The following is a 23,660-nucleotide window of genomic DNA, read 5'->3' on the forward strand; positions in this document are numbered from 1 at the left end:
CGGCGAGGAACGAGCCGTCCGCGCAGCAAGCGAAGCCGAGACCTCGACCATAGGGCCGGAGGTCGAGCGCTGAGCCGCCTACCCTGCTGGAGTGCGGTTTCTGCGTGACGTCGCCACCCTGCTGGGGCTGGGCTTCTTCCGGCGGCTGTTCGCCGTCCGGCTGGTCTCGCAGTTCTCCGACGGGGTTTTCCAGGTCGCGATCGCGTCGTACGTCCTGTTCTCTCCCGAACGCCAGCCGACGGCCGGCGCGATCGCGGTCGGGTTCGCGGTGTTGTTGTTGCCGTTCTCCCTGCTCGGCCCGTTCTGTGGTGTGTTGCTGGACCGCTGGTCGCGGCGGCAGACGATGCTGTGGTGCAACGCCGTGCGGGCGGTGCTGGTGCTGCTGGTCCTGGCAGTGACGCGCGGGGGCGGCGAGGGGCCGTTGTTCTTCCTCGCTGTCCTCGCCTGCCTTTCTGTCAACCGCTTCTTGCTCGCCGCACTGTCGGCGTCCCTGCCGCACGTGGTTCCCAACGACCGCCTGGTGCTGGCCAACGCGGTCACGCCCACCTGCGGGACGCTCGTCTATCTCGCCGGCCTGGGTGTGGGTTCGACGGTGGCCGCGCTGGGGTGGGGCGCCCCGGCGACCGCGGAGTACGTCGTGCTGGTCCTCGCCAGCCTGGGGTACGCCGCCAGCGCGCTGCTGGTGCTGCGCATTCCGCGGCCGATGCTGGGCCCTGACCTGGCGGCGGCACGCGCCGAGGTCGCGGCGACGGTCCGGCACGTGCTGCGCGGCCTGGCCGACGGGGCGCGGCACGTGGTGGAGTGCCGACCGGCTGCCCTCGGCCTGGCGGCGATCGCGGTCCAGCGGTTCTTCTTCACCCTGTGCACGGTGGCGATCATCCTGCTCTACCGCAACCACTTCGCCGCCGGTGACGCCGCGGCCGGGATCGCCGGCCTGGGTACCGCGGTGCTGGTCTCCGGGCTGGGGTTCGGGTCGGCGGCGCTGCTCACCCCGCTCGCGGTCCGGCGGATCCGGAAGGAGGCCTGGATCGTGGTGCTGTTCCTCGTCGGGGCGGTCGCGGTCGTGGTGCCGGGCACCTTCTTCACCGTGCCGGCGGTCCTGGTGACCGCGTTCGTCCTTGGCCTGTGCGGCCAGGGCGTGAAGATCTGCGTGGACACGCTGGTGCAGGAGACCGTCGCCGACGTCTACCGCGGCCGGGTCTTCTCGCTGTACGACGTGCTGTTCAACTTCGTCGTCGTGCTCGCCGCTGCCTGTGCCGCGCTGTGGCTGCCGCCGACCGGCCGCTCGTACGCCGTCCTCGCCGTCACGGCGGTGGCCTACGCCGCCGCCGCGACCGGCTACGCCCGGCTCACCGGCGTACGCCTGTGGCCGCGCTCCCCGGCCTCCTCCGAGTCGGCCGCGGACTGATCACCCGGCCGCCCGGCCCTGCTCAGGCCCCGGACTCGGGCTGCTCCGACCACCAGCGCAGCAGTTCGGCGCGTACGGCGTCCTTGTCCAGCCGCCCCTCGTCGAGGCGGACCTCCAGCAGGTGCTTGTACGCCCGGCCGACCACGGGGCCGGGCGGGATCCCCAGCGTCTGCATGATCTCGTTGCCGTCGAGGTCGGGCCGGATGCTGGCCAGCTCCTCCTGCTCGGCCAGCAGCGCGATCCGCTCCTCCAGTTGGTCGTACGTCCGCTGCAGGGCGGCCGCCTTGCGCCGGTTACGGGTGGTGCAGTCGGCGCGGGTGAGCACGTGCAGCCGGTCCAGGAGCGGGCCGGCGTCCCGGACGTAACGGCGTACGGCGGAGTCGGTCCACTCCCCGCCGCCGTACCCGTGGAACCGCAGGTGCAGCTCGACCAGCCGGGACACCGCGTCCACCTGGTCACCGGAGAACCGCAGCGCCCGCATCCGCTTGGTGGTTATCCGGGCGCCCTTGACCTCGTGGTGGTGGAAGGTCACCCGGCCACCGTCCTCGAACCTCCGGGTCGCCGGCTTGCCCACGTCGTGCATCAGCGCGGCGAACCTGGTCACGAAGTCGGGGCCGCCGGTGCCCACCCGGTCCTCCATGGCGATCGCCTGGTCGAGGACGGTGAGGCTGTGTTCGTACACGTCCTTGTGGCGGTGGTGCTCGTCGAGCTCCAGCCGCAGGGCGGGCAGCTCGGGCAGCACGTGGTCGGCCAGGCCGGTGCCCACGAGAAGCTCCAGCCCGGCGCGGGGGTCGCCGCCGAGGACCAGCTTCACCAGTTCGTCCCGGACCCGCTCCGCGGACACGATGGTGATCCGGTCGGCCATCGCGTGGATCGCGGCCACCACCTCCGGCGCCACCGAGAAGCCGAGCTGGCTGGCGAACCTCGCCGCCCGCATCATCCGCAGCGGGTCGTCGGTGAAGGAGTCCTTCGGCCGGCCGGGCGTGCGCAACACCCCGGCGGCAAGATCGCTCAGCCCGCCGAACGGATCGACGAACGCCCGGTCGGGAAGGTTGACCGCGAGCGCGTTGACGGTGAAGTCGCGCCGGCCGAGGTCGCCCTCCAGGGTGTCGCCGAACGTGACCGCGGGCTTGCGGCTGTCGGGGTCGTACGCCTCCGCACGGAAAGTGGTGATCTCGATCGTCCAGTCACCCTTGCGGGCGCCGATCGTCCCGAACTCGCGGCCGATGTCCCATACCGCGTCGGCCCAGCCGGTGAGGAGGCGTTCGACCTCGACGGGCCGGGCGCTGGTGGTGAAGTCCAGGTCGAGGCCGAGCCGGCCGAGCAGCGCGTCGCGGACCGAGCCGCCGACGAGCGCGAGCCGGGCACCGACGGCCTGGAACCTGGCGCCGAGTTCGTCGATCACGGGGGCGATTCGCAGGAGTTCTCGGACTCCGCGCTGCTGGGCCTCGCTCAGGTGGTCGGTCGACACGGGAGGCAAGCGTACGGCCTCGGCTGAGCCCGGTACGCCGTGGCGGGCGGGGACCGAGTCAGGCACCCCGCATACGGACATGCCCTAGCATCGAGGCGTGTTGGCGGGTCGAGCAAGGTTGGCGACCGCCGTCGTGGCGGTGCTGGCGTTGCTGGCCTGCGTGGGCGGCCTGGTCACGGGGACAGCCACGCCCGCCTCGGCCCAGGTGCCGGGAGTACGCATCCAGATCGACTCCGTGACGCCGTACGCCACCAAAGGGACGAAAAACCTCCGTCTCACCGGCCGGGTGGTCAACTCCGGGGATGTCGCGCTGTCCACCGTCAACGCGATGTTGTGGTTCGATCAGTCACCCCTCACGTCCCGTGACGAGCTCACCACCGCGGCCGCCGAGCAGCCGGGGGAACGCCTCGGCACCCGGCTGGACCAGCCGTGGAACCTCGTGGACCAGGTGGCGCTGAGGCTGCGGCCGCATGCGTCCGCGCGCTTCGACGTCAAAGTGCCGCTGGCACGGCTGGGACTCAGCGCGGCAGGTGTGTACGTCGTGGGCGTCGACATCCGGGCCACGACGCCGGACTCCAGCCTGCGGGAAACCTGGCGAGCTCGTACCTTCCTGCCGTACCTCCCCGCGGGCACGAAACTGACGCCGGTCGAGGTGGCGTTCGTCCTGCCCGTCACCGCCCGGCCCCGCCTGGTCGACGGCGACGTCGTGCACGGCCCGGCCGCGAGCAACGACGCCGGTGGGACGGTGGCGCTGAGGGACTTCGCGCCCGACGGGCGGCTGAGCCGGCTGCTCCAACTCGGCGCCGACCACGACCTGAGCTTCCTCGTCGACCCGTCCCTGCTGGACGAGGCGCGGCGGATGTCCGACGGGTTCACCACCTCGTCGGGCACCAGGGTCGGCCCCGACCAGACCGCGGACGTACGCCGGTGGCTCAACCGCGCCCGGGGAGTGCTCGCCGCGGGCGACGCGAAGATGCTGCCGTACGCCGACCCCGACCTGCCCACCCTGCAGCGCTACCACCTCACCGACCGCTTCCCCCAGGCGGTCCGGGCCGCCGCCCAGGCCTCGGACCAGTACCAGACCGGCGGCACCCTGGTCTGGCCCGGGGCGGGCTACGCCGATGCCGGCACCCTGGAGACGATCGCCGCCAGCAAGGCGCACACGGTGCTGCTGTCCCAGCGGGCCCTGCCCGCCCTGCCCAAGGACGGCTCCAGCCCGGTGGCGTCGCTGGCCACCCCCGAAGGCGCGGTGACCGCGCTCGTCGCCGACCCCTCCCTGACCGCCGGTGGACCGGGCGGGCAGTCCTCGCCGGTGGGCATCCAGCAGCGGTTCCTGAGCGAGACCGCGCTGGCGGCGATGCAGGGCGGCGACCCGGCCACCACGCTGCGGCGGATGGTCGCGGCGATGCCACGCGACTGGAACCCCGGCGCCTCCGGGGACACGTTGTTCCGCACCGTCGAGTCCGTCTCCTGGCTGCGCCCCCTCTCGGTCGGTGCGCTGCTGTCCCAGGCGCCGACGGCCTACGGCGGCCCCCTGCGTACGTCCCCCAGCGACACCCGCGCCGAGCTGAGCCCGCGGCACGTCCAGCACCTGCGCGACCTCGCGGCCAGCTCGGCCATGCTCCTGGACATGCTGGCCGAGCCGGAGCGGTCCCGACCGGCGCTGGACCGGGAGTTCCTGCGGGCGGCGTCCACGTCGTGGCGGGGGGACGACGCCGACGCGATCGAACTCGTCGACACCATGAACTCCCGGATCCGCAAGGCCATCGGCCAGGTCGAGGTCGTCCCGCCACGCCTGGTGACCCTGTCCAGCCAGACCGGCCGGTTCCCGGTGACGATCTGGAACCGCGGCCGCCAGCCGGTGGAGGTACGCCTCGAGGTGCGCCCCCGCGACCCCGACATGCTCAAGGTGGCCCCGATCGACCCGGTGCGCGTCGACCCCAACCGCAAGGCGACGGTGAGCGTGACGGCGCAGGCCCCGGCGGACAGCACGGTCCGGTCCGCGGTGCAGATGGAGGCGCGGGTGACGACCCGCTCCGGAGCGTCGTTCGGCGCCACCCAGCCGTTCTTCGTCAGGGTCACCGGCTACGGTCGGGTCGGCTGGGTGGTCATCTTCGTCGGCCTGGGGCTGTTGCTGCTGGCCGCCGGTACGCGTATCGTCCGGCGGCTGCGGGCGGCCGCGGCGGCACGGAGGGCCACGGCCGACGGCGGGGGGGAGGCGGCCGGCACGGCCGGCGAGCCGGGCGGACCCGACGGACCCGCTCCGGACGGGCAGGCGCCGGGCAACCCGGCCCGGTCGAACGGCAGGTCCGCCCAGCCGCACGACAGGGATCCAGGCACCCGGCCCGGATCCCAGCCCGGCTCTCCTGGCCCCGACATGACGAAGGCGAAGCGGTGAACGGTGACGTCGCTGTCCCCCAGAAGAAGGAACCACGAAAGGAGCAGCAGACCAGCCTGCTGCGCGCCAGCGCGGTCATGGCGGCCGGCACCGTGGTCTCCCGGGTCACCGGCTTCGTCCGCAGCCTGGTCCTCGTCTGGGCACTCGGCACGGCGTTCTTCGCCGACACGTTCAACCTCGCCAACACGATCCCGAACTCGCTCTACATCCTGATCGCCGGCGGCGCGCTCAACGCGGTCTTCGTCCCCCAGCTCGTCCGGGCGATGAAGAACGACCCGGACGGCGGCGTGGCGTTCGCCCAGCGGCTGCTCACGCTGGCGGCCCTCGTCCTGGCCGCCATGAGCGTGGTGGCCGTAGTGTGCGCACCGCTGCTGGTGCGCGCCTACTCCGGCGCCGCGATGAACGCGCCGGCCAACCGGCCGTACTTCGACCTCGCTGTGGCGTTCGCGTGGTACTGCCTGCCGCAGATCTTCTTCTACGGCCTGTACGTCATCCTCGGGCAGATGCTGAACGCCCGCGGGCGGTTCGGCCCGATGATGTGGTCGCCGATCCTGAACAACATCGTCTCGATCGTGGTGTTCGTGGCGTTCATCGTGATCTCCGACGCGGACAGCCCGCAGGAGATCACCACCGCGCAGATCCTGTTGCTCGGCCTCGGCTCGACCCTCGGCATCGCCGTGCAGGCGCTGTGCCTGCTGCCCGTGCTGCGCAGCGCGGGCTTCCGGCTCCGCCCGAGGTTCGACTTCCGGGGCGGCGGCATCGGCAAGTCCGGCAAGCTGGCGATCTGGACCATCGGCTTCGTCCTGGTCAACCAGGTGTGGTTCATCGTGGCCACCCGGCTGACCACCGCGGTGAGTGCGCAGGCGCTGACGAAGTTCGGGCACGACAGCGGATACGGCCTCACGCCGTACCTCAACGCCTACCTCATCCTGATGCTCCCGCACGCGGTGATCACGGTCTCGATCGTGGCCGCCCTGTTGCCCCGGATGAGCCGGTCGGCGGCCGAGGGCGACGACGGCGCGGTCCGTGACGACCTGTCGTACGGCCTGCGCCTCACGGCGGTGGCGATCATCCCGGCGTCGGTCGCGTTCCTCGCCCTCGGCGCCGACATGACCAGCGCGCTGTTCTTCTTCCTGCACGGCGACGCGGACACCAGCGCGCGGTTCATGGGGTACGTCCTGATGGGTTTCGCGCTCGGACTGATCGGGTTCTCCAGCCACCACATCGTGCTGCGCGGCTTCTACGCCTACGAGGACACCCGCACGCCGGTCTTCGTCCAGATCGGCGTGGTCGCGGTGGGCATCGTCTGCGCGGTGATCGCCTACACCGTCCTGCCGGTGCAGTGGAAGACGGTGGGCATCGCCGCGTCGTACGGCCTGGGCTACTGGATCGGGTTTCTCGGCAGCCTGGTCGTGCTGCGCCGCCGGATGGGCGGGGTCGACGGGCGCCGACTGTTCAGTACGTACGCCCGGGCCGGCGGGGCGGCCCTGATCCCCGGTGCGCTCGCGTACGCCCTCGCCCGGCTCGTCACCGCGGGGCTCGGCGAGTCCCCGCTGGTGGAACTGCTGGCGGTGGCCGTGGGCGGCGTGGTCCTGCTCGGGGGATACCTTGTGCTGGCGAGGCTCTTCGCGGTCCGGGAGATCGCCGAGCTCCTCGGCCTTCTCCGTGCTCGGCTGGGCCGGTCCGCGGCCTGACGGCCCTCCGGCGCTCGTCGCCGGGCGAGGCGCTCGTAGCATTCGGGCATTAGCATGTAGGCGCAGTCAGACAGTCCGGGACGGATCCGCGTCCCTCGGCGAGCAGGAGGGCCGTGCATCCGACCGATGTCGACCCGGGCGTGACGCTCGCTGGTCGTTACCGTGTCGCCGAGCTTCTCGCGGAGACGCCCGGCGACGGTGGGGTAGCGCAGACCTGGCGGGCCATCGACGAGGTCCTCTCACGTTCCGTGGTCGTGCACGTGCTGGCCGCGGACGACCCGCGGGTCGACCATCTACTGGAGGCGTCCCGGCGGGCCGCGACGGCCGCCGACGTGCGGTTCATCCGGGTGCTCGACGCGCTCCGTGACGACGGGGTCGCCTACGTCGTCCGCGAATGGGTGGCCGGCCGTAGCCTCGGCGCGCTGCTGGCCGACGGACCGCTGCCACCACAACAGGCCGGACTGCTGGTCCGTGAGGTGAGCGAGGCGATCGCCCGCGCCCACGACCAGGGTCTTTCCCACGAGCGGCTCGATCCGGACGCGGTGGTGGTCACCGACACCGGGTCCATCAAGATCGTCGGGCTGGCGACCCAGGCCGCGCTCAGCGGTGCTCGCACCGACGAGGAGACCGGCACCGATCCGCAGCGTGAGGACGCGGTCGGCCTCGGCCGGCTCCTCTACGCCGCGCTGACCGCGCGCTGGCCGGCCGGTCCACGCAGCGGACTGAACGCCGCACCCCGCGCGGCCGACGGAACACTCCTGTCCCCGCGTCAGTGCCGGGCAGGCGTTCCACGCCCCCTGGACGAGATCACCGAGCGGATCCTCGACGAGCAGCCCCGGCACGGTGACCCCCTGACCACGCCGCAGCAGATCGCGGCCGCGCTCACCGAGGTCGTCGGCATGACCCCGATCGAGGGAGTGCTCCCGCCGGCCTCGGCGTCGGGCGACGAGCACGACCACGGTCACCATGCGGGCGGGCCACCCAACTACGCCGACGCACCCACCCAGGTGGGCGTCCCGCCGGTCGGGGCCACCCGCGGCGACCTCAACGGCCGCGCCCCGGCCCACACCCAGCACATCGGTGCCGCCGGCGACCTCGGCGACCAGACCCAGCGGGTCGCCGCCGCCGACATGTCCCACACCGCGATGCATCCGCGCGGCAACTACGCCCCGCCGCACCCGCCCGCGCAGGCGCCGCACCACTACCCCGAGCACGAGCGTGAGCAGCGGCCACGCTGGTGGCGGATCGCCGCGGCCTTGGTGGCGCTGCTGGTGCTGGCCGGCGCCGGGTTGCTGGGCTACCAGCTGATGAGCGCGGCGTTCGACAGCCCCGGTCCCACGAGGACACCCTCGGCCGGTGGCAGCCCCTCCCCCTCCAAGACCAACGTAGCGGCGGCAGGCTCGCCCATCCGGATCACCGGCGCGAAGGACTTCGACCCGCCGCCGGGGGGGAACGGCGAGGAGCACCCCGAGGACGTCGACAAGGCCTACGACGGCAACCAGTCCACCTTGTGGACGACGATGAGCTACCACAACAACCCCCAGCTCGGCGGGCTCAAGCCGGGCGTGGGCGTCTGGTTCGACCTCGGCAAGCCGGCCGACGTGGGCCGGGTCGAGCTCAGCCTGCGCAGCGGCGGCACCGACGTCCAGCTGCGCGCGGCGCCGGAGAGCGCGTCGAGCGCACCGTCCGCCATCGACGACTGGCAGCAGATCGCCAAGCAGGACGGCGCAGGCGGTGAGGTGACGCTGCGTCCGGACAAGCCGGTGCGCACCCGGTTCCTGCTGGTCTGGCTGACCAAGCTGCCGCCCGACGGTTCTGACTACCGCGGCGGGATTGCGGAGATCGTCGTACGCCGATGACCACCAGCACCCCGGACACCCTCGCCGAGGGCGGCGGTGCACCAAGCGACCGGGACCTCATCGCGGCACACGTGGCCGGTGACCCGGAGGCGTTCGCCACACTGTTCCGGAGGCACCGCGACCGGCTGTGGGCGGTTGCGCTGCGCACGATGTCCGACCCGGACGAGGCGGCCGACGCCCTGCAGGACGCGCTGATCTCGGCGTTCCGCAACGCCGGCCAGTTCCGCGGCGACTCGGCGGTGACCACCTGGCTGCACCGCGTCGTCGTCAACGCCTGCCTGGACCGCATCCGGCGACGTGCCGTCCGGGCGGCCGACCCGCTGCCTGACGACGACCGCGCGGCCGAGCTCGCCGCCGACCGGCCGCCGGACCCCGCCGAGGCGCAGGAGCTCCGGATCGACGTCCTCACCGCGCTCGACTCGCTCAATCCGGACCAGCGGGCGGCGATCGTGCTGGTCGACATGGAGGGCTACTCCGTGGAGGAGGCGGCCCAGATCCTCGACTGTGCCCCGGGGACGATCAAGAGCCGATGCGCGCGGGGCCGGGCCAGGCTCGTCCCGCTGCTGGCCCACCTCCGGCCCACAGCCGGAGCCGTTTCCGAGGCCGCCGAAGCCGGGGGGAACCACCCGGCGGCACCTGACGTCCAACGCGTTCGAGGGGCCCGGAGCGACCAGGATCCCGACCACACCCTGTCGGCGGCCCCCCACCGCCGAGGAGGCGCGCGACGACGTGGAGGTGAGGCGAAGTGACGGCCGGCCCGCACGTTGACGACGACACCCTGGCCGACGCACACGCCGGGCTCCTGTCCGATGCCGAGAACGCCCGGATCGACGCCCACCTCGCCGGCTGCGCGGAGTGCGCGGCCGCCGCGGACGCACACGCGGAGCTCGCGCATCTGCTCCGGGAGAGCGCGGCCGTCCCCACCCAGATACCGTCGGCGGTCGCCGACCGGATGGAGTCGGCCCTCGCGGCGGAGGCCCGCAACCGCGCCACCGAGCAGGCCACCGACCAGCCCGCAGTGAGCTCGCTCTCTGCTGCCCGCGGAGCTGCCCGCGACCGCGCCGACCGCCGAGCCGGATGGCGTCGTCCGTCCCGGCTCCTCGCCGTCGCCGCCGGCGTGGCCGTCCTCGCTGCCGGTGCCGGCGTGGCCGGAAGCCTCCTCGCCGACCGCAACGACGTCCCGGTGGCCGGTGGTTCACACTCCACCGCGGCGCGCACCCCGTCTCCGTCGACGGCCTCTCCGTCGGTGCGACCGATGCGCCCCAAGAGCTACAGCTTCAGCGCGAAGGCGGCGAAGACGGACTTCTCCGCAGCCGGCTTCGGCAGCCAGGTGGGCACCGTCCTCGAGGCGGCCGCCCCGAAGGCACCGGGCAAACCGATCGGCCCGCAGAGCAACAACGGCATCGCAGGCGACCCGAGCCCCTGCGTCACCCGTGTCCTGGACGACGCGGGTGCGGGTGGGACGCTGCTCGACACGGTCGGAGCACGCTTCGCCGGTGCTCCCGTGATCGTCGCGCTGGTCAGGACCAGCGGTGGCTCCGCGGGCGAACCCAAGGTCCGGGCGTACGCCGTCGCGGGGTGCCCTTCCGCGCAGGCCCACATCGTCCACTCCGCGCAGGTGCCGGTGCGCTGATCCCCGCCACCGCCCACCCGTCGGCTGTGGCCGGCATCGACCGGTTTGTCACCGATGTCACCGGCGGCATCACCGCGCGTGCGGGCCACCGGGCGACCGGATGGCTCCGGAATGCCCGGCGCCTAGGATCGGTTACGCATGGGCAGCGTCAGTTGCTTTGGAGAGCGAGGTAGTCCGTGTCCGATGTCCGCAATGTGATCGTGGTCGGCTCCGGGCCCGCGGGATACTCCGCGGCGCTCTACGCCGGACGCGCACGGCTGCAACCGCTGGTGTTCGAGGGATCGGTCGAGGCCGGCGGTGCTCTGATGAACACCACCGAAGTGGAGAACTTCCCCGGTTTCCCGGACGGCATCATGGGCCCGGACCTGATGGACAACTTCCGCAAACAGGCCGAACGCTTCGACGCCGAACTTGTCGCCGACGAGGTGCACAGCGTCGACCTGACCAACGAGGTCAAGGTCGTTCGCGACTCCGCCGGGGTCGAGCACCGGGCGTTCGCGGTCATCCTCGCGATGGGCTCGGCCTACCGCAAGCTCGGCGTCCCGGGCGAGGAGCACCTTTCCGGGCACGGCGTGTCCTGGTGTGCCACCTGTGACGGCTTCTTCTTCCGCGACCAGGACATCGCCGTCGTCGGCGGCGGTGACTCCGCGATGGAGGAGGCGCAGTTCCTGACGAGGTTTGCCCGGTCGGTGACCGTGGTGCACCGTCGCGACACGCTGCGGGCCAGCAAGATCATGCAGGACCGCGCCATGGCCAACCCCAAGATCAAGTTCCTGTGGAACACCGAGGTGCTGGCGGCCGAGGGCACCGACAAGCTGGAAGGCCTGCTGGTGCGGGACACCCGGACCGGCGAGCAGTCGACGTTGCCCGTGACCGGGTTCTTCGAGGCGATCGGGCACGACCCGCGCAGTGAGCTCGTCCGTGGGCAGGTCGACCTCGACGAGGCCGGCTACGTGCTGGTCGACCACCCCAGCACCCGTACCAACCTGCCAGGAGTGTTCGCCGCCGGTGACCTCGTGGACAGCATCTACCGGCAGGCCGCCACCGCGGCCGGGACCGGTGTGGCCGCCGCCCTGGACGCGGAGCGTTACCTGGCGGCGCTGGAAGACGACACGGACGTGCGGACCGCACAGACCGTGGAAGCCTGAGACGAAACCCTCAAGAGGAGACACCAGTGGGCGATATCAAGCCGGTGACGGATGCCGAGTTCCCGACGACGGTCCTGCAGAGCGACAAGCCGGTCGTCGTCGACTTCTGGGCGGAATGGTGCGGTCCCTGCCGTCAGGTGGCGCCCGTACTGGAGGAGCTCGCCAAGGAGTACGCCGACAAGATCACGTTCCTCAAGCTGAACGTGGACGAAAACCCGCAGACGCCGCTCGAGTACCGCGTGACCGGCATCCCGACCATCAACGTCTACCAGGGCGGTCAGGTCGTGAAGTCGCTGGTCGGTGCGCGTCCCAAGGCCGCGATCAAGGCCGAGCTGTCCGACCTCGTCACCGCCTGACCGGCTGGGACGCACCACTGGGTCGCGGCGAGCCGCACCAGGTGAGGGGCGACCGGCCCCCGGGTTCTGCGAAGGCCCCGACCGTACGAACCGATCGCCTCGTCCCGCCAACCCGGCGGGCACGAGGTGGCGGGCGGCGGCCGGGGCCTTTCGTGTGCCGACTTCCCTTCCAGGCCTCGCGGTCGGCCCGGTGCCGACTTCCTCGTCGGGGCCCGCTCGCCGGCGAACTGGTCGACTGAGCCCGCTCACCTCGGGCCGCCCGCCCTCCCGGATCCCCCATCCGTAGGGCCCGTGGGTGGGAGCCCGTCGGTAGGAGCCCGGCCACCCACCATGGCCGACCCCACGACTACCGCACTGGTCCCGTCCTGCACCGGGCGGATGGCATCCGCCACGCTCGGCTCGTTCGCCGGGGGCCGCCCCGAGGGATGAGTCCTGCCAGCGGGCATGGATAGCATGGCGACGCCGATCCGGGCCCAGGCCGGGGCCCTGTGCGTACGCGACTTCGGAGGCGCCCATGACCGAGCACCGATACGGGCTGGGCGACCGCGGTCCCGCGGTGGCCGAGATCCGTACGAAGCTGGTCCAGCTGGGCATACTGCCGGCGACGGCGGAGGCCGCCGGGCAGGTCGACGCGCCGTACGACGACAGCGTCGACCAGGCGGTACGCCAGTTCCAGCAGCAGCGCGGGCTGACAGCCAACGGGGTGGTCGATGCCGAGACCTACCGCGTCCTCGACGAGGCGCGGTGGCGGCTCGGTGACCGGCTGCTGTCCTACACCGCGGGCCACCTCCTCACCGGTGACGACGTGGCGACGCTTCAGCGCCGGCTGATGGAGCTGGGGTTCGAGGTCGACCGGGTCGACGGGATGTACGGCCCCAGCACCGAACACGCCGTACGCGAGTTCCAGCACAGCGTGGGCGCGCCGGCCGACGGCACCTGCGGCCCGGTAACGTTCAAGGCGCTCGCCCGGCTGTCGCCGATCGTCACCGGTGGACGTGCCGATGCGCTCCGCGAGTCCGAGCGCATCCACCGCTCCGGCCCCCGGCTGCCGGGCAAGGTGGTCGTCATCGACCCCGGACACGGCGGCGCCGACCGGGGTTGCTCGGCCAACGGCCTGTCCGAGGCGGAGATCGCCTTCGACCTCGCCTGCCGGATCGAGGGCCGGCTGGAGGCCACCGGCGTCCGCGTCTATCTCTCGCGTGGCCGTGACGCGAGCCCGGACGAGGCCAACCGCGCACGGTTCGCCAACGAGACCGACGCCGACCTCGTCGTGTCACTGCACGTCGACGAGCACCCCAACCCACACGCCAGCGGGGTCGCGACGTACTACTACGGCGCCGCAGGCCACGAGGACGACATCCCGTCGACGCTGGGCGAACGCTTCGCCGGCCTGGTGCAGCGCGAGATCGTCGCCCGGACCGACCTGCGCGACTGTCACACCCACGCCAAGACCTGGGACCTCCTCCGCTACACGCGGATGCCGGCCGTCCGGATCGAACTCGGCTACGTGACGAACGCCAGCGACGCGGCCCGGATCTCCGATCCCGGCTTCCGGGACGTCGTCGCCGAGGCGATCGTGGTGGCCGTTCAGCGGGTCTACCTGCCGCCGGAGATGGACGCGCCGACCGGAGTACTCCAACTCGGCGAACTCATCCGCTGACCACGTCCGGCTGATCGCCCGGCCCTGCTTGCTCGTCGTACCGTCTGTGGTCGGGCGGACCCGGTCGCCTGTCGCGTGCCGTCAACAGGCTCTTGCGACCGTCTCCCTGTCAACGTCGGCCTGTCAACATCGGCCTGTGAATCCGGACGTCGCCGATGATCGTCCCTCCCGGCTTCGTCGTAGTGATTGCGAATCGACCTGGCAGACGGCCTCCTGTCAACGTCGCCCTGCGGGTGACAAGACCGGGTCGACAGTGGGACGGAGGGACCGGATCCATCCCCTCAGCCCGAACCCGGGCCCGGCGGTCAGGCGGGGTTCGGAATGCCCTCGGGAGTCATGGAGTCGATCAGCTTCTCCAGCGCCGCCTCGACATCCTCCTTCCAGGTCAGGACGTTGCGGAGCTCGATCCGCAGCCGGGGGTACCGGTGATGTGGACGTACGGTCTTGAATCCCACCGACAGCAGGAAGTCCGCGGGCAGCAGACACTCGGGTCGATGCCAGCTGGTGTCTCCGAACACCTCCACCGCGCGTACGCCTCGGCGGAGCAGATCCTTCACCACGCTCTGGATCATCACCCGTCCGAGGCCCGCCCCCGCGAAGTCGGGGAGCACGCGCGCCGTCATCAGCAGCACCGCGTCCGCGCTGACCGGTGAGGTGGGAAAGGCGACCGAGCGGGGGACGTACGACGGCGGTGCGTACATCACGAACGCCGCAGGCACCTCGTTAACGTAACAGACCTTTCCGCACGACCCCCACTCCAGCAGGGCGGCGGAGATCCACGCCTCCTTCTCAAGCCCCGGGTCACCCGCGTCCTCGGCGTGCTGGCGCGCGACCGGGTCGAGCTCCCAGAAGACGCACTGCCGGCACGGCCACGGCAGATCGTCGAGGTTGTCGAGAGTGATGTTGACGATACGGCGTGTCGTACCCATGGTGCCGCTACCTGCGCCCACCCCGATCGGCCCGGCCGGCGGTGACGGCGTGACCGACCCGGTGCGCCTGGGCGGGGCCGGCGTGATCCGCCTTCGCCTCAGAGGTCGACGAATCGCCCGAACCGATCGAATTGTCCGAATTCTTCGAATTACCGGAAACCAGGACGCTCGCCGGATAGCTGGCGGTCTGGTCCTCGGAGGCCACCGGAGCGGCGTATCCACCGGCGTACTCGGCCACGGGTTCGCCCACGCGGAGGTGTCGTCGCCTCAGTAGCGCGCTCACAAAACCGGCGAGCGCTCCCGCACCGATGCCCATCAGCATCCAGGTGACGATCCGCATGACTACCCTTCTGGTGCTGACCCAGCTCCCCGCGAGGCCGCTCCATAGGGCATCGTAGTAGCGAGTGGGCAGCCCAGGGGGCATGTGGCTGCGCGCTTCCGCGAAGAGAGGAGCGTACGCCGCTATGGAGGGCAGTCCGGACCACCGGCCAGTACACCGCGAGACGAGGTTCGACGCCGACGTCACGCGGTACGCAGCGCGCGCCAAAGGCATGGTCGCCTCCGAGATCCGTGCGTTGTTCTCCGTCGCCAACCGGCCGGAGGTCGTCTCCCTCGCCGGCGGCTCCCCCAACATCTCCGGGCTTCCTCTCGACGTCGTGGGCTCCCTGCTCAACGAACTCGTGGTCGACCACGGCGCGGTCGCGATGCAGTACTCCCCGGCCCAGGGAGATCCGCGGCTGCGGGAGCAGATCACCGACGTGATGTCCGAGGTGGGCATCGACGCCAACCCCGACGACGTGGTAGTCACTGTCGGTAGCCAGCAGGCCCTGGACCTGGTGACCCGGATCTTCTGCGACCCCGGTGACACCGTCGTGTGCGAGGCCCCGAGTTACGTCGGTGCGCTCGGCGTCTTCGCCGCCTACCAGTGCGACGTGGTCCACGTCGAGATGGACGACCAGGGGCTGGTGCCCGAGCACCTGGACAACGCGCTCACCTCCCTGGCGGCGCAGGGCCGGCGGGTGAAGCTGCTGTACACCATCCCGAGCTACCACAATCCGATGGGCGTCTCGCTCAGCGCGGACCGGCGGCAACGGGTGCTGGAGATCTGTCACCGGCACGACGTCCTGGTGGTCGAGGACGACCCGTACGGCCTGCTCGGCTTCGAGGGCGAGCCCTACCGCGCGCTTCGCGCCGACGACCCGGCCCGGGTGGTCTACCTCGGGTCCTTCTCCAAGACCTTCGCACCCGGATTCCGGGTGGGCTGGGCGCTGGCGCCGCACGCGATCCGGGACAAGCTGGTGCTGGCCCAGGAGTCGGCGACGCTGTGCCCGCCGACGTTCAGCCAGTACGCCGTGGCGACCTACCTCGCCAACCATGACTGGAAAGGTCAGATCAAGTCCTTCCGGGAGATGTACCGCGAGCGCCGGGACGCGATGCTCGAGTCGCTGGCCGACCTGATGCCGGCCACCACCACGTGGACCACCCCGCGAGGCGGCTTCTTCGTGTGGGTCACTCTTCCCGAGGGCATCGACGCGAAGGCTATGTCGCCGCGCGCGGTGACGTCCCGGGTGGCGTACGTGCCCGGTACGGCCTTCTACGCCGACGGGTTCGGCTCCCAGAACATGCGGCTGTCGTACTGTCTGCCCCCGCCGGAGCGGATCCGGGAGGGTGTCCGCCGATTGGCGGCGGTGGTGGAGCGGGAACTAGACCTTCGGGAGACCTTCGGGCCCGTACGCGGTGGCCGCGACGGAGGTATCGAGTTCCCTGGCCCGGAAGTGCACTGACAAGTGCACTTGATCGAGACGAGCGGGCGAGCCGGTTGGTGACGAAGGGACGGCAGATGAGCGATCTTGGCCGCGTGGTGGTTCTCGCGGGCGGACTTTCCCACGAACGCGAGGTGTCACTTCGGTCAGGACGCCGGGTCAGCGAGGCGCTTCGCGACGTCGGAGTCGAGGTCGAGGAACGCGACGCGGACGCCGGCCTGATCCCGTCCCTCCAGGCCGATCCGCCCGCCGCCGTCTTCCCGCTGCTGCACGGCGTGGCGGGCGAGGACGGCGCGCTGCGAGAGGTGCTGGACCTTCTCGAGGTGCCGTACGCGGGTTCGACGCCGGCGGCGTGCCGGTCGGCGTTCGACAAGCCGGTGGCCAAGACCGTGGTGTCCGCCGCCGGTGTCCGGACGCCGGAGTCGGTCGTACTCCCGCACGAGACGTTCCGTGAACTGGGTGCGCAGGCGGTCCTCGACCGGATCGTCGACCGGCTGGGGCTGCCGCTGGTGGTGAAACCCACCCGTGGTGGCTCCGCCCTCGGCTGCAGCGTCGTCCACGACGTGTCCGAACTCCCCGCCGCGATGGTCAGCTGCTTCGCCTACGGCGACGTCAGCCTCCTCGAACGCCACGTCGCAGGCACCGAGGTCAGTGTGACGGTGGTCGACGTGGGCGACGGCCCACAGGCGCTCCCGGCAGTGGAGATCGTGCCGGACAGCGGGGTGTACGACTACGCGGCGCGCTACAACGCCGGAGCGACGGAGTTCATCGCACCCGCCCGGCTCGGCGAAGAGAGCGCCGCCGCGTGCGCGCAGATGGCGCTGGCCGCTCACGAAGCGCTGGGACTACGGGACCTGTCCCGCAGCGACTTGATCGTCGACGCCGACGGGCAGCCGTGGTTCCTGGAGGTCAACGTCGCGCCCGGTATGACCGAGACCTCGCTGGTGCCGCTGGCGTTGGAGTCGGCAGGACTGGACCTGGGCGTCGTTTGCCGCGAACTGCTCGACGCGGCCGTCCGACGCGCCGTGCCGGCGCGTACCGCCTAGCGTCCTTTGCCTCGGACCACCTCGGTCCGGTCGCGCTCCTACAACTCGCCCGCCCGGTCGTGTAACTCGCCGATCGACCTGCGACGGGTTTCATCGCAGGTCGAGCTGAACCCTCCTCCGGCGTCAGGCCTTCGCCGGCGTCAGGGCTTCGCCGGCACGGTCATCCGCAGGCTGATTCCTGGCGGCCACAACCGGGGCGGCGGCAGCGGATGAATTGTGTCCAACACGTGCATAAGGCGGCCGGTGACCTGGGGATGTACCTGTGAGTTACGGCACCCGCGGTGGATCCTCAGTCGGCCACCGCCTCTCACAGCCGCCACCGACAACGCTCCTACCTGCAGGTTTACCGCGCCCGCCCGTTGCTCGAAGGTGCGACCCAGTGTGGAAAGTGGTGTGGAAAAACCTGGGGATCAACGAGGTTTCGGGCCGTCAGACCTGTTCGGCACTGCCCACGATCTCCGCTGTCGGCGGGTCCATCAGTCCGATGATGCGCTCCAGGTCGTCCAGCGAGGCGAACTCCACCGTGATCCGTCCCTTCGACCGGCCCAGGGCCACCTTCACCCGGGTTTCGAAGCGGTCACCGAGGCGGCTCTCCAGGTCCGCGAGCCGAGGTGCCACCGGCTTCGACGAACGCCTGGGCTTCGCCTTCTCACCCTCGCCGAGGCCGACCGCGATGATCTCCTCGAGAGCGCGGACCGACAGGCCCTCCGCGATGACGCGGTGCGCGAGCCGGTCCTGGGTCTCCTCGTCGTCCACCGCGAGCAGGGCTCTCGCGTGTCCAGCAGTCAGCACGCCGGCCGCGACCCGGCGCTGCACGGCCGGTGGGAGCTTCAGCAGCCGCAGCGTGTTGCTGATCTGTGGACGAGATCGCCCGATCCGCTGCGCCAGGTCGTCGTGGGTGCAGCCGAAGTCGTCGAGCAGCTGCTCGTACGCGGCCGCCTCTTCGAGCGGGTTGAGCTGAGCCCGGTGCAAATTCTCCAGCAATGCGTCCCGCAGCATCGCGTCATCGCCGGTGTCCCGGACGATCGCGGGAATCTTCTCCAGGCCGGCTTCCTGCGTCGCCCGCCAGCGGCGTTCGCCCATCACCAGTTCGTAGGAGCCGGCGTCCAGGCGACGTACGACGATCGGCTGGAGCAGGCCGATCTCCTTGATCGAGTGGACGAGCTCGGCCATGGCCTCCTCGTCGAAGACCTGCCTCGGCTGACGGGAGTTCGGCCTGATCGCGTCGACCGGCACCTCCGCGAAGTGCGCTCCCGCGACAGCGGGTGCCTCGACGGCCTGGGCAGTCGTCACACCGCCGACGTCACCGGTGTGCTCGGCGGCCGTTGCCGCCGATCCGTCGTGGTCGGCCGACGGCATCGGATGGCTGGCTCCCTGCGGCGGTGCCGGCGGAATGAGCGCGCCGAGCCCACGACCCAAACCACGTCGAACCGTCATCGAACGTCCCCTCGCTTGGTAGCTTCTGCGGTGGTCGAGCCTAGTACGTCTGAGTTGTCACCATCGCCTGGACGACCGCCCTGTGGCGGCCGACTCGGGGGCGGGGCCGCCGGGTCGCGGTACGCCAGCTCCCGAGCAGCCTCGAGATAGGACAACGCGCCGGAAGAGCCGGGGTCCCAGGTCATCGCCGTCTGCCCGAAGCTCGGCGCCTCCGAGATGCGGACCGAACGCGGAATCGACGTGCGCAGCACGGCGGAGCCGAGGTTCTCTCGCGCGTTCTCCGCAACCTGGGCCGACAGCCTGGTGCGTGCGTCGTACATGGTCAGCAGCACCGTCGAGACCGTGAGTTCCTGGTTGAGCTCACGCACCAGCTCGACGATCTTGAAGAGGGTCTCCACGCCTTCCAGCGCGTAGTACTCGCACTGGATCGGGACCAGCACCTCCTCACCGGCCACCAGCGCGTTCATGGTGAGCAACCCGAGCGACGGCGGACAGTCGATCATCACGTAGTCGAACCGCTCTCCCGCCGCCTCCTGGTCTCGGAGGTAGGTGTCGAGGGCGCGCTTGAGTCGGCTCTCCCGCGCCACCACGCTGGCGAGTTCCAGCTCCGCGCCCGACAGGTCGATCGTGGCGGGCACCGCCCACAACGTCGGGAAACGCGGGACGGTGTGGACGAACTTCTCCAGCGGCTGGCGATCCACGACCACGTCGTAGATACCTGGCGCGCCCTCGCCATGCTCGATTCCCAGCGCGGTCGACGCGTTGCCCTGCGGGTCGAGGTCGATCACCAGGACCCGTGCGCCCGAACCTGCCAACGCCGCAGCCATGTTGACCGCAGTGGTCGTCTTACCGACACCGCCCTTCTGGTTCGCCACAACGAAGATCCGGGTCCTCACCGGCTTCGGCAGTGTCGGCCGAAAGACCATCGGCAGGTTCACGTTCGGCGGTAGGGACGCAGCGGGAGGAAGCTCGGTCGTTTCACGTGAAACGAGGATGTCCGCGTCTTCGGGCTGCGGCAGCGGTGACGAGTCGATCGGCCCAGGTTGCGCCATGGTCGGCGCGGTCTCCGGCGCGACTCTCTCCTGGTTTGGCTGCGCATCTACCGAGGAGTTGCCGACTGGCTCGTTACCGGCCGCGACATCCTCGGCCCGGTCGCCGCTTGAGTGGTGTTCGCCGTAGGGAGTAGCGGCTCGGCCCGATGCGTCAGCTGCGGCCTCTTCATCTCCCGCCTCACCGAAGGCCGGGACCGCTTCCACCGCAGCCGCGGTCGGCTCGACCCCAGTTTCGACAGGCTCGACCTCGAGCTCAGCTCCAGGCGCGACTGATTCGGCCCGAGATACGACCGACTCGACCCCGGAGGTGACCGAACCTGCGGCCTCGGCACGCAGTTCGTCGCCCTCTGCAGCCCGCGAGGAAGCCGAAGGGGTCTCACCCTGGGTAAGCCGGTCGTCAGCGTGTGAATCCGCGTCCTTCGGCGGGTCCGTCGGGTTCGACTGAGCCTCGTCCGCCGCCCGGTCGGCGCCCGCCTGATCAACGCGTGACTCCTTCAGGCCGGCCTGATCGACGCGTGTCCCGTCCAGGCCGACTCGGGCAGCGCCCACTTGGTCGACGTCATTCGCCCGGACGCCGATCTCGTCCGTTCCCGCGCTGGACCGCTCGGTTGCTGCGGGAGTTTCGGCGCCGGCCGAGCCGCCTCGTTCCGGCAACGTCTCCATAACCTCCGACCGCGGCCCGTCCGATCGACGGTCCGAGTCCTGTGCGTCAACTTCGTCGGCCCTCGATGCCGGCGGTTCGTCGTCAGCAGCCCAGTCGTGCCCCGCCAAGCCCTCCGTTTCACGTGAAACAGGCGTGTCGAGACCTGTTCCCTCAGCTGAAGCGAATTGACGGCCCGTCGTCGTGGCTTCCTGCTCCGGTTCCGCGTCGCTGCCAGACACATCCTCAGTGGGAACAAGGTCCTCGACGTGGGATGTCGGGAGGGGTGCGGATGAGGCAGCGCCGTGCTCCTCCGGACCCAAGGTGTCCGCGGAACTCCGAGAACCGTCGGTCACGGCCAGCCCACTCGCGTGCTCGGCTTCAGCTGGAGGATCGAGAGCCGCCAAGGCTTCGCCCTCTCGCCCAGCCGATTCAAGCGTCGAAGCTGTTCCGTGAGGTCGACCAGCCGAGACGTCGACCATGCCGGCCGTATGCGACTCTGCCGAACCGTCCGTCTCACCGGCGAGACAAGCTTCACCGCGGTCATCGGAGCCCTTGTCGCGCTCCGACGGGCGAGCCCCACCAGATCCGATGCGGCCTGCCGACGCAGGGCCGGCTATCGCCTGGTCTTCCGTCGACCCGGACTCCCGGTCGATGCTGCCGACGTCGTTCTGCTCCCCACCCGGAGCTTGCACCGCCGCCGAGTAGAGGACCTGCCGGTCACTCGCCTGGCCAGACTCGCTGGCCATGTCGGCCTGGGTGGGTTCCACAACGTGCGCCGACGCCGACTCGCCCGCTCGCCGGTCCTCCGCCGGGTCGGAGTCCTGGCTCGTGGCGGCAGCATCTGCGTCGAGGTCGTCCCTCGCTGCCGGCTCCACAGTCGGCCGGACGTCCGTCAGTTCAAACTGCCGACCGCCATCGTCCTGACCGAGGCCCGGTGCTTGCACCGACGCAGACTCGACGGCCCCTTGCGCCCCCGGCGAGCCCGAAGGGTTGTGGAGGTGTGGCTGCCCAGCTCCAGTCTCCGAAGACATCGGCTCAACGACTTCCAGGCTGTGCTCCGATCTGGAAACGACGCTGGCGCCGCCCGTATCACTATCGGGCCCCGATCCCACTGGCTGCCGGCCCTCAGCCGAGTCAGCTCGTCCTCGGTCCGCGACTGGTGTGCCCGTGGCCCCTTCGACTGCTGTTTCCGTTGGACTGGCTGAGCCGCGATCCGGCGACTCCACCTCGTTGACGGCCTCGGCTCGTTCGGCAGCAATTGGCGTGCTTGCGTCGACGAACTCATCCTCAGGTGATCCACCCTGGAAGCCGTGGTCACCCGTACTGCGCTCCGACGTCTCGTCCACCGCGACCTGGTGCATCGAGTCGACGTTGTCACCGGCGTCGATCGGTGTGCTTGTTTCACGTGAAACGTGAGCCACTGACTCCATAGCGCTCGGCACTGGTCGCTCGACGGGCCACTCGCGTTCACTGGTCTCCGACCGCTCGCCAACTGGCGATGAAATCCGTCCACGAACGTCACTGTCCCCGGGTGCCACCGTTCCTGCCGTCCATGGATCAGCCATGAAGGGCTGCGTGAGCGACTCTGCCGGAGTAGACCGAGCGCCTTCCTCGAGAGAAGTGGTGTAGCCATGCGCAGCGCCATGAGGCTGGTCCTCGACCGAGTTCTCCAAGCCGCGCCGGCTCACTCCCGATGCCATTTCCGAATCGGTCGACTGCGACTCATCCAGCACGGCGGACTCGGAAGTCTTCTGGGGACCCTCGTCGTCGTCTCCGCTGTCGGCAGGTGAACCCGGAGGCAACCCGCCTTCGTCGGAAGGCGACGTGGCCGGGGCCGCCACATGCTCGTCCGAGGTGCCCGCAGCGGAGTCGGTCATCGCGACTGCGGAAGTGTCCACCTCGGGCTCCGACGCAAGGGCGGCAGGACGCGAACCGCCAAGCTGCGCAGCGTCGTCCGAGTCCGAACGGCCGCGGCTGTACGTCCCTTCGCCTCGGCCGTCGTCGTTCTCTACGTGGCTCCCGCCCCCCGTTTCGTTCGCAGTAGGACCCGCGTCGGTGGGCCGGTGTTCAGCGGCTGATGGCCGGTCGGCGTGACGGGCAGTCGAGGCCGGCCTGACCGGAGCGGCCTCGTCCCGTGCCGGTGTACCGAGATGCTTGGGAACCAGAACGTCCAGTCCGTACGCCTGCCGCTCACGTTGATTCCGGTTCTCGTCGGCTTCGATGGTAGGTCTCCAAGTACTGAAGATCTGATTCACGCGGCCCCGCGCGCGGTCGACCGCGCTTCGAACCCAGGTCTCGCCGGCGGCCCGGTCACGGTCATAGTCAGGCGGAGCCTGGGAGTTGTGCTCGCTCTGCGCCGATGGGGCGAGCTTCTCCGTACCAGCCACCGAGTCGTCGCCTCGGCCTGCTGTCTCACCACGTTCGGTCGAGCCACTCACTGGCTCACCCGGCGTCGCCTCCACTCGACCCGCAGCGTCCTCACGCACTCCGGGTGGCAGCCAGAACGAGGCTGTGGACGGGATGTCGCTGTCGGGTGAGCTGCCGATCAGCCGCTCCGCAGTGGTCTCCGCCGGAGCTGAATTCCCGAGGTCGGCCTCCCGAGGGCGGAGCCCCGACGCGGGCCCCCCGTCAGAGCTAGCGGTACCACCGAGGACGGCCCGACGCCCATCCACGTCACGCAGGCCGGACTGGGCATCGTCGGCGCTCGGGGCGCTCGGGAACCCATTCCCTGAGCCGCTGACGTGAGGCCGGTCACCCAGGCCAAACGTCCCATCCTCATGAGCTTCGGTCACCACATCAGCAGAGACCGTGACGTCGGGGCTGCTGGTCCCAAGCGCTTCACTCGACAGTGATTCTTCCGACCCATCTGGTTTCACGTGAAACGCGCCCACGTTCGCTGAGGGACCGGTAGCTGTAGGGAGTCGGCCGTCGGGAGTATTCGCGTTTACCTCCCCGGGCACGTCGTCTCCCAGGCACTCGTCGGACGACAACGGGGTGGCGGTACCGGTCCTCGTTCCAGGCGGCGGCGGAACAGTGGCGCTGTCCTCCACCCCTATGCCCGCGTTCTCCCCGCGAGAGGCCTCAAGTGGGACTGCGCCATGCGTACCGCCGGGCGAGACCGCACGGTCATCGGCAGCCAGGCCGGCACCGGTGTTCCAGGGGA

The 23,660-nt window shown here is 70.6% G+C and carries 16 protein-coding genes; 11 read left to right on the forward strand and 5 right to left on the reverse strand.

What is annotated here, in order from left to right:
• Positions 1–91: 91 nt before the first annotated feature.
• Positions 92–1,408, forward strand: coding sequence for an MFS transporter (locus ABZV93_RS05065; RefSeq protein ID WP_354930564.1), 1,317 nt, complete (start codon positions 92–94; stop codon positions 1,406–1,408).
• A 22-nt stretch (positions 1,409–1,430) separates the two neighbouring features.
• Here the strand turns inward: ABZV93_RS05065 and ABZV93_RS05070 are convergent, their stop codons facing one another.
• Positions 1,431–2,864, reverse strand: coding sequence for a CCA tRNA nucleotidyltransferase (locus ABZV93_RS05070; protein WP_354931361.1), 1,434 nt, complete (start codon positions 2,862–2,864; stop codon positions 1,431–1,433).
• A gap of 112 nt (positions 2,865–2,976) precedes the next feature.
• On the opposite strand from ABZV93_RS05070, the gene ABZV93_RS05075 reads away from it, so the two are divergent.
• The 8 genes from ABZV93_RS05075 to ABZV93_RS05110 all read left to right on the forward strand — a co-directional run bounded on the left by ABZV93_RS05075 (position 2,977) and on the right by ABZV93_RS05110 (position 13,627).
• On the forward strand, positions 2,977–5,277 hold the full coding sequence (locus ABZV93_RS05075; RefSeq protein ID WP_354930567.1) for a DUF6049 family protein: 2,301 nt from the start codon (positions 2,977–2,979) through the stop codon (positions 5,275–5,277).
• Positions 5,274–6,971: a murein biosynthesis integral membrane protein MurJ gene (murJ, locus tag ABZV93_RS05080; protein ID WP_354930570.1), complete on the forward strand. Its 1,698-nt coding sequence runs from the start codon at positions 5,274–5,276 to the stop codon at positions 6,969–6,971. The genes ABZV93_RS05075 and murJ overlap by 4 nt, the downstream gene beginning before the upstream one ends.
• Positions 6,972–7,084: 113 nt before the next feature.
• Positions 7,085–8,830, forward strand: a complete 1,746-nt coding sequence (locus ABZV93_RS05085) for a protein kinase family protein (RefSeq protein WP_354930573.1) — start codon at positions 7,085–7,087, stop codon at positions 8,828–8,830.
• The gene (gene sigM, locus ABZV93_RS05090; protein WP_354930576.1) at positions 8,827–9,579 is read left to right on the forward strand and encodes an RNA polymerase sigma factor SigM; all 753 of its coding nucleotides are present in this window, start codon (positions 8,827–8,829) and stop codon (positions 9,577–9,579) included. Before ABZV93_RS05085 ends, sigM begins: the two co-directional genes overlap by 4 nt.
• Positions 9,576–10,463: a zf-HC2 domain-containing protein gene (locus tag ABZV93_RS05095; protein ID WP_354930579.1), complete on the forward strand. Its 888-nt coding sequence runs from the start codon at positions 9,576–9,578 to the stop codon at positions 10,461–10,463. The genes sigM and ABZV93_RS05095 overlap by 4 nt, the downstream gene beginning before the upstream one ends.
• Positions 10,464–10,639: 176 nt before the next feature.
• Complete coding sequence (gene trxB / locus ABZV93_RS05100; RefSeq protein WP_354930582.1) at positions 10,640–11,611, forward strand: thioredoxin-disulfide reductase; 972 nt, start codon at positions 10,640–10,642, stop codon at positions 11,609–11,611.
• 26 nt (positions 11,612–11,637) lie between these two features.
• Positions 11,638–11,967, forward strand: a complete 330-nt coding sequence (trxA, locus tag ABZV93_RS05105; RefSeq protein WP_354930585.1) for a thioredoxin — start codon at positions 11,638–11,640, stop codon at positions 11,965–11,967.
• A gap of 514 nt (positions 11,968–12,481) precedes the next feature.
• Positions 12,482–13,627, forward strand: a complete 1,146-nt coding sequence (locus ABZV93_RS05110; RefSeq protein ID WP_354930588.1) for an N-acetylmuramoyl-L-alanine amidase — start codon at positions 12,482–12,484, stop codon at positions 13,625–13,627.
• Between the two features lie 305 nt (positions 13,628–13,932).
• Here the strand turns inward: ABZV93_RS05110 and ABZV93_RS05115 are convergent, their stop codons facing one another.
• Both ABZV93_RS05115 and ABZV93_RS05120 read right to left on the reverse strand, forming a co-directional pair.
• Positions 13,933–14,556, reverse strand: a complete 624-nt coding sequence (locus tag ABZV93_RS05115) for a GNAT family N-acetyltransferase (RefSeq protein ID WP_354930591.1) — start codon at positions 14,554–14,556, stop codon at positions 13,933–13,935.
• Between the two features lie 7 nt (positions 14,557–14,563).
• Positions 14,564–14,896: a hypothetical protein gene (locus ABZV93_RS05120; RefSeq protein ID WP_354930594.1), complete on the reverse strand. Its 333-nt coding sequence runs from the start codon at positions 14,894–14,896 to the stop codon at positions 14,564–14,566.
• 124 nt (positions 14,897–15,020) lie between these two features.
• Between ABZV93_RS05120 and ABZV93_RS05125 the strand changes: the two genes are divergently transcribed.
• The gene (locus ABZV93_RS05125; RefSeq protein WP_354930597.1) at positions 15,021–16,340 is read left to right on the forward strand and encodes a PLP-dependent aminotransferase family protein; all 1,320 of its coding nucleotides are present in this window, start codon (positions 15,021–15,023) and stop codon (positions 16,338–16,340) included.
• 56 nt (positions 16,341–16,396) lie between these two features.
• A complete protein-coding gene (locus ABZV93_RS05130; protein WP_354930600.1) occupies positions 16,397–17,365 on the forward strand; it encodes a D-alanine--D-alanine ligase in 969 nt (322 codons plus the stop codon).
• A 429-nt stretch (positions 17,366–17,794) separates the two neighbouring features.
• Here the strand turns inward: ABZV93_RS05130 and ABZV93_RS05135 are convergent, their stop codons facing one another.
• Both ABZV93_RS05135 and ABZV93_RS05140 read right to left on the reverse strand, forming a co-directional pair.
• On the reverse strand, positions 17,795–18,802 hold the full coding sequence (locus tag ABZV93_RS05135; RefSeq protein ID WP_354930603.1) for a ParB/RepB/Spo0J family partition protein: 1,008 nt from the start codon (positions 18,800–18,802) through the stop codon (positions 17,795–17,797).
• Positions 18,799–20,736 (reverse strand): ParA family protein, encoded by a 1,938-nt coding sequence (locus ABZV93_RS05140; RefSeq protein WP_354930606.1) that lies wholly within the window; start codon positions 20,734–20,736, stop codon positions 18,799–18,801. Before ABZV93_RS05140 ends, ABZV93_RS05135 begins: the two co-directional genes overlap by 4 nt.
• Positions 20,737–23,660 lie beyond the last annotated feature (2,924 nt).

It is taken from the genome of Actinopolymorpha sp. NPDC004070, assembly GCF_040610475.1.
Taxonomy (GTDB): domain Bacteria; phylum Actinomycetota; class Actinomycetes; order Propionibacteriales; family Actinopolymorphaceae; genus Actinopolymorpha.

What these genes read in the sequence shown, in the direction of transcription:
- sigM (WP_354930576.1), top strand. Translation starts at nt 8,827, where the DNA reads ATGACCACCAGCACCCCGGACACCCTCGCCGAGGGCGGCGGTGCACCA.
- ABZV93_RS05110 (WP_354930588.1), top strand. Translation starts at nt 12,482, where the DNA reads ATGACCGAGCACCGATACGGGCTGGGCGACCGCGGTCCCGCGGTGGCC.
- ABZV93_RS05115 (WP_354930591.1), bottom strand. Translation starts at nt 14,556, where the DNA reads ATGGGTACGACACGCCGTATCGTCAACATCACTCTCGACAACCTCGAC.
- ABZV93_RS05120 (WP_354930594.1), bottom strand. Translation starts at nt 14,896, where the DNA reads ATGCGGATCGTCACCTGGATGCTGATGGGCATCGGTGCGGGAGCGCTC.
- ABZV93_RS05125 (WP_354930597.1), top strand. Translation starts at nt 15,021, where the DNA reads ATGGAGGGCAGTCCGGACCACCGGCCAGTACACCGCGAGACGAGGTTC.
- ABZV93_RS05130 (WP_354930600.1), top strand. Translation starts at nt 16,397, where the DNA reads ATGAGCGATCTTGGCCGCGTGGTGGTTCTCGCGGGCGGACTTTCCCAC.
- ABZV93_RS05135 (WP_354930603.1), bottom strand. Translation starts at nt 18,802, where the DNA reads ATGACGGTTCGACGTGGTTTGGGTCGTGGGCTCGGCGCGCTCATTCCG.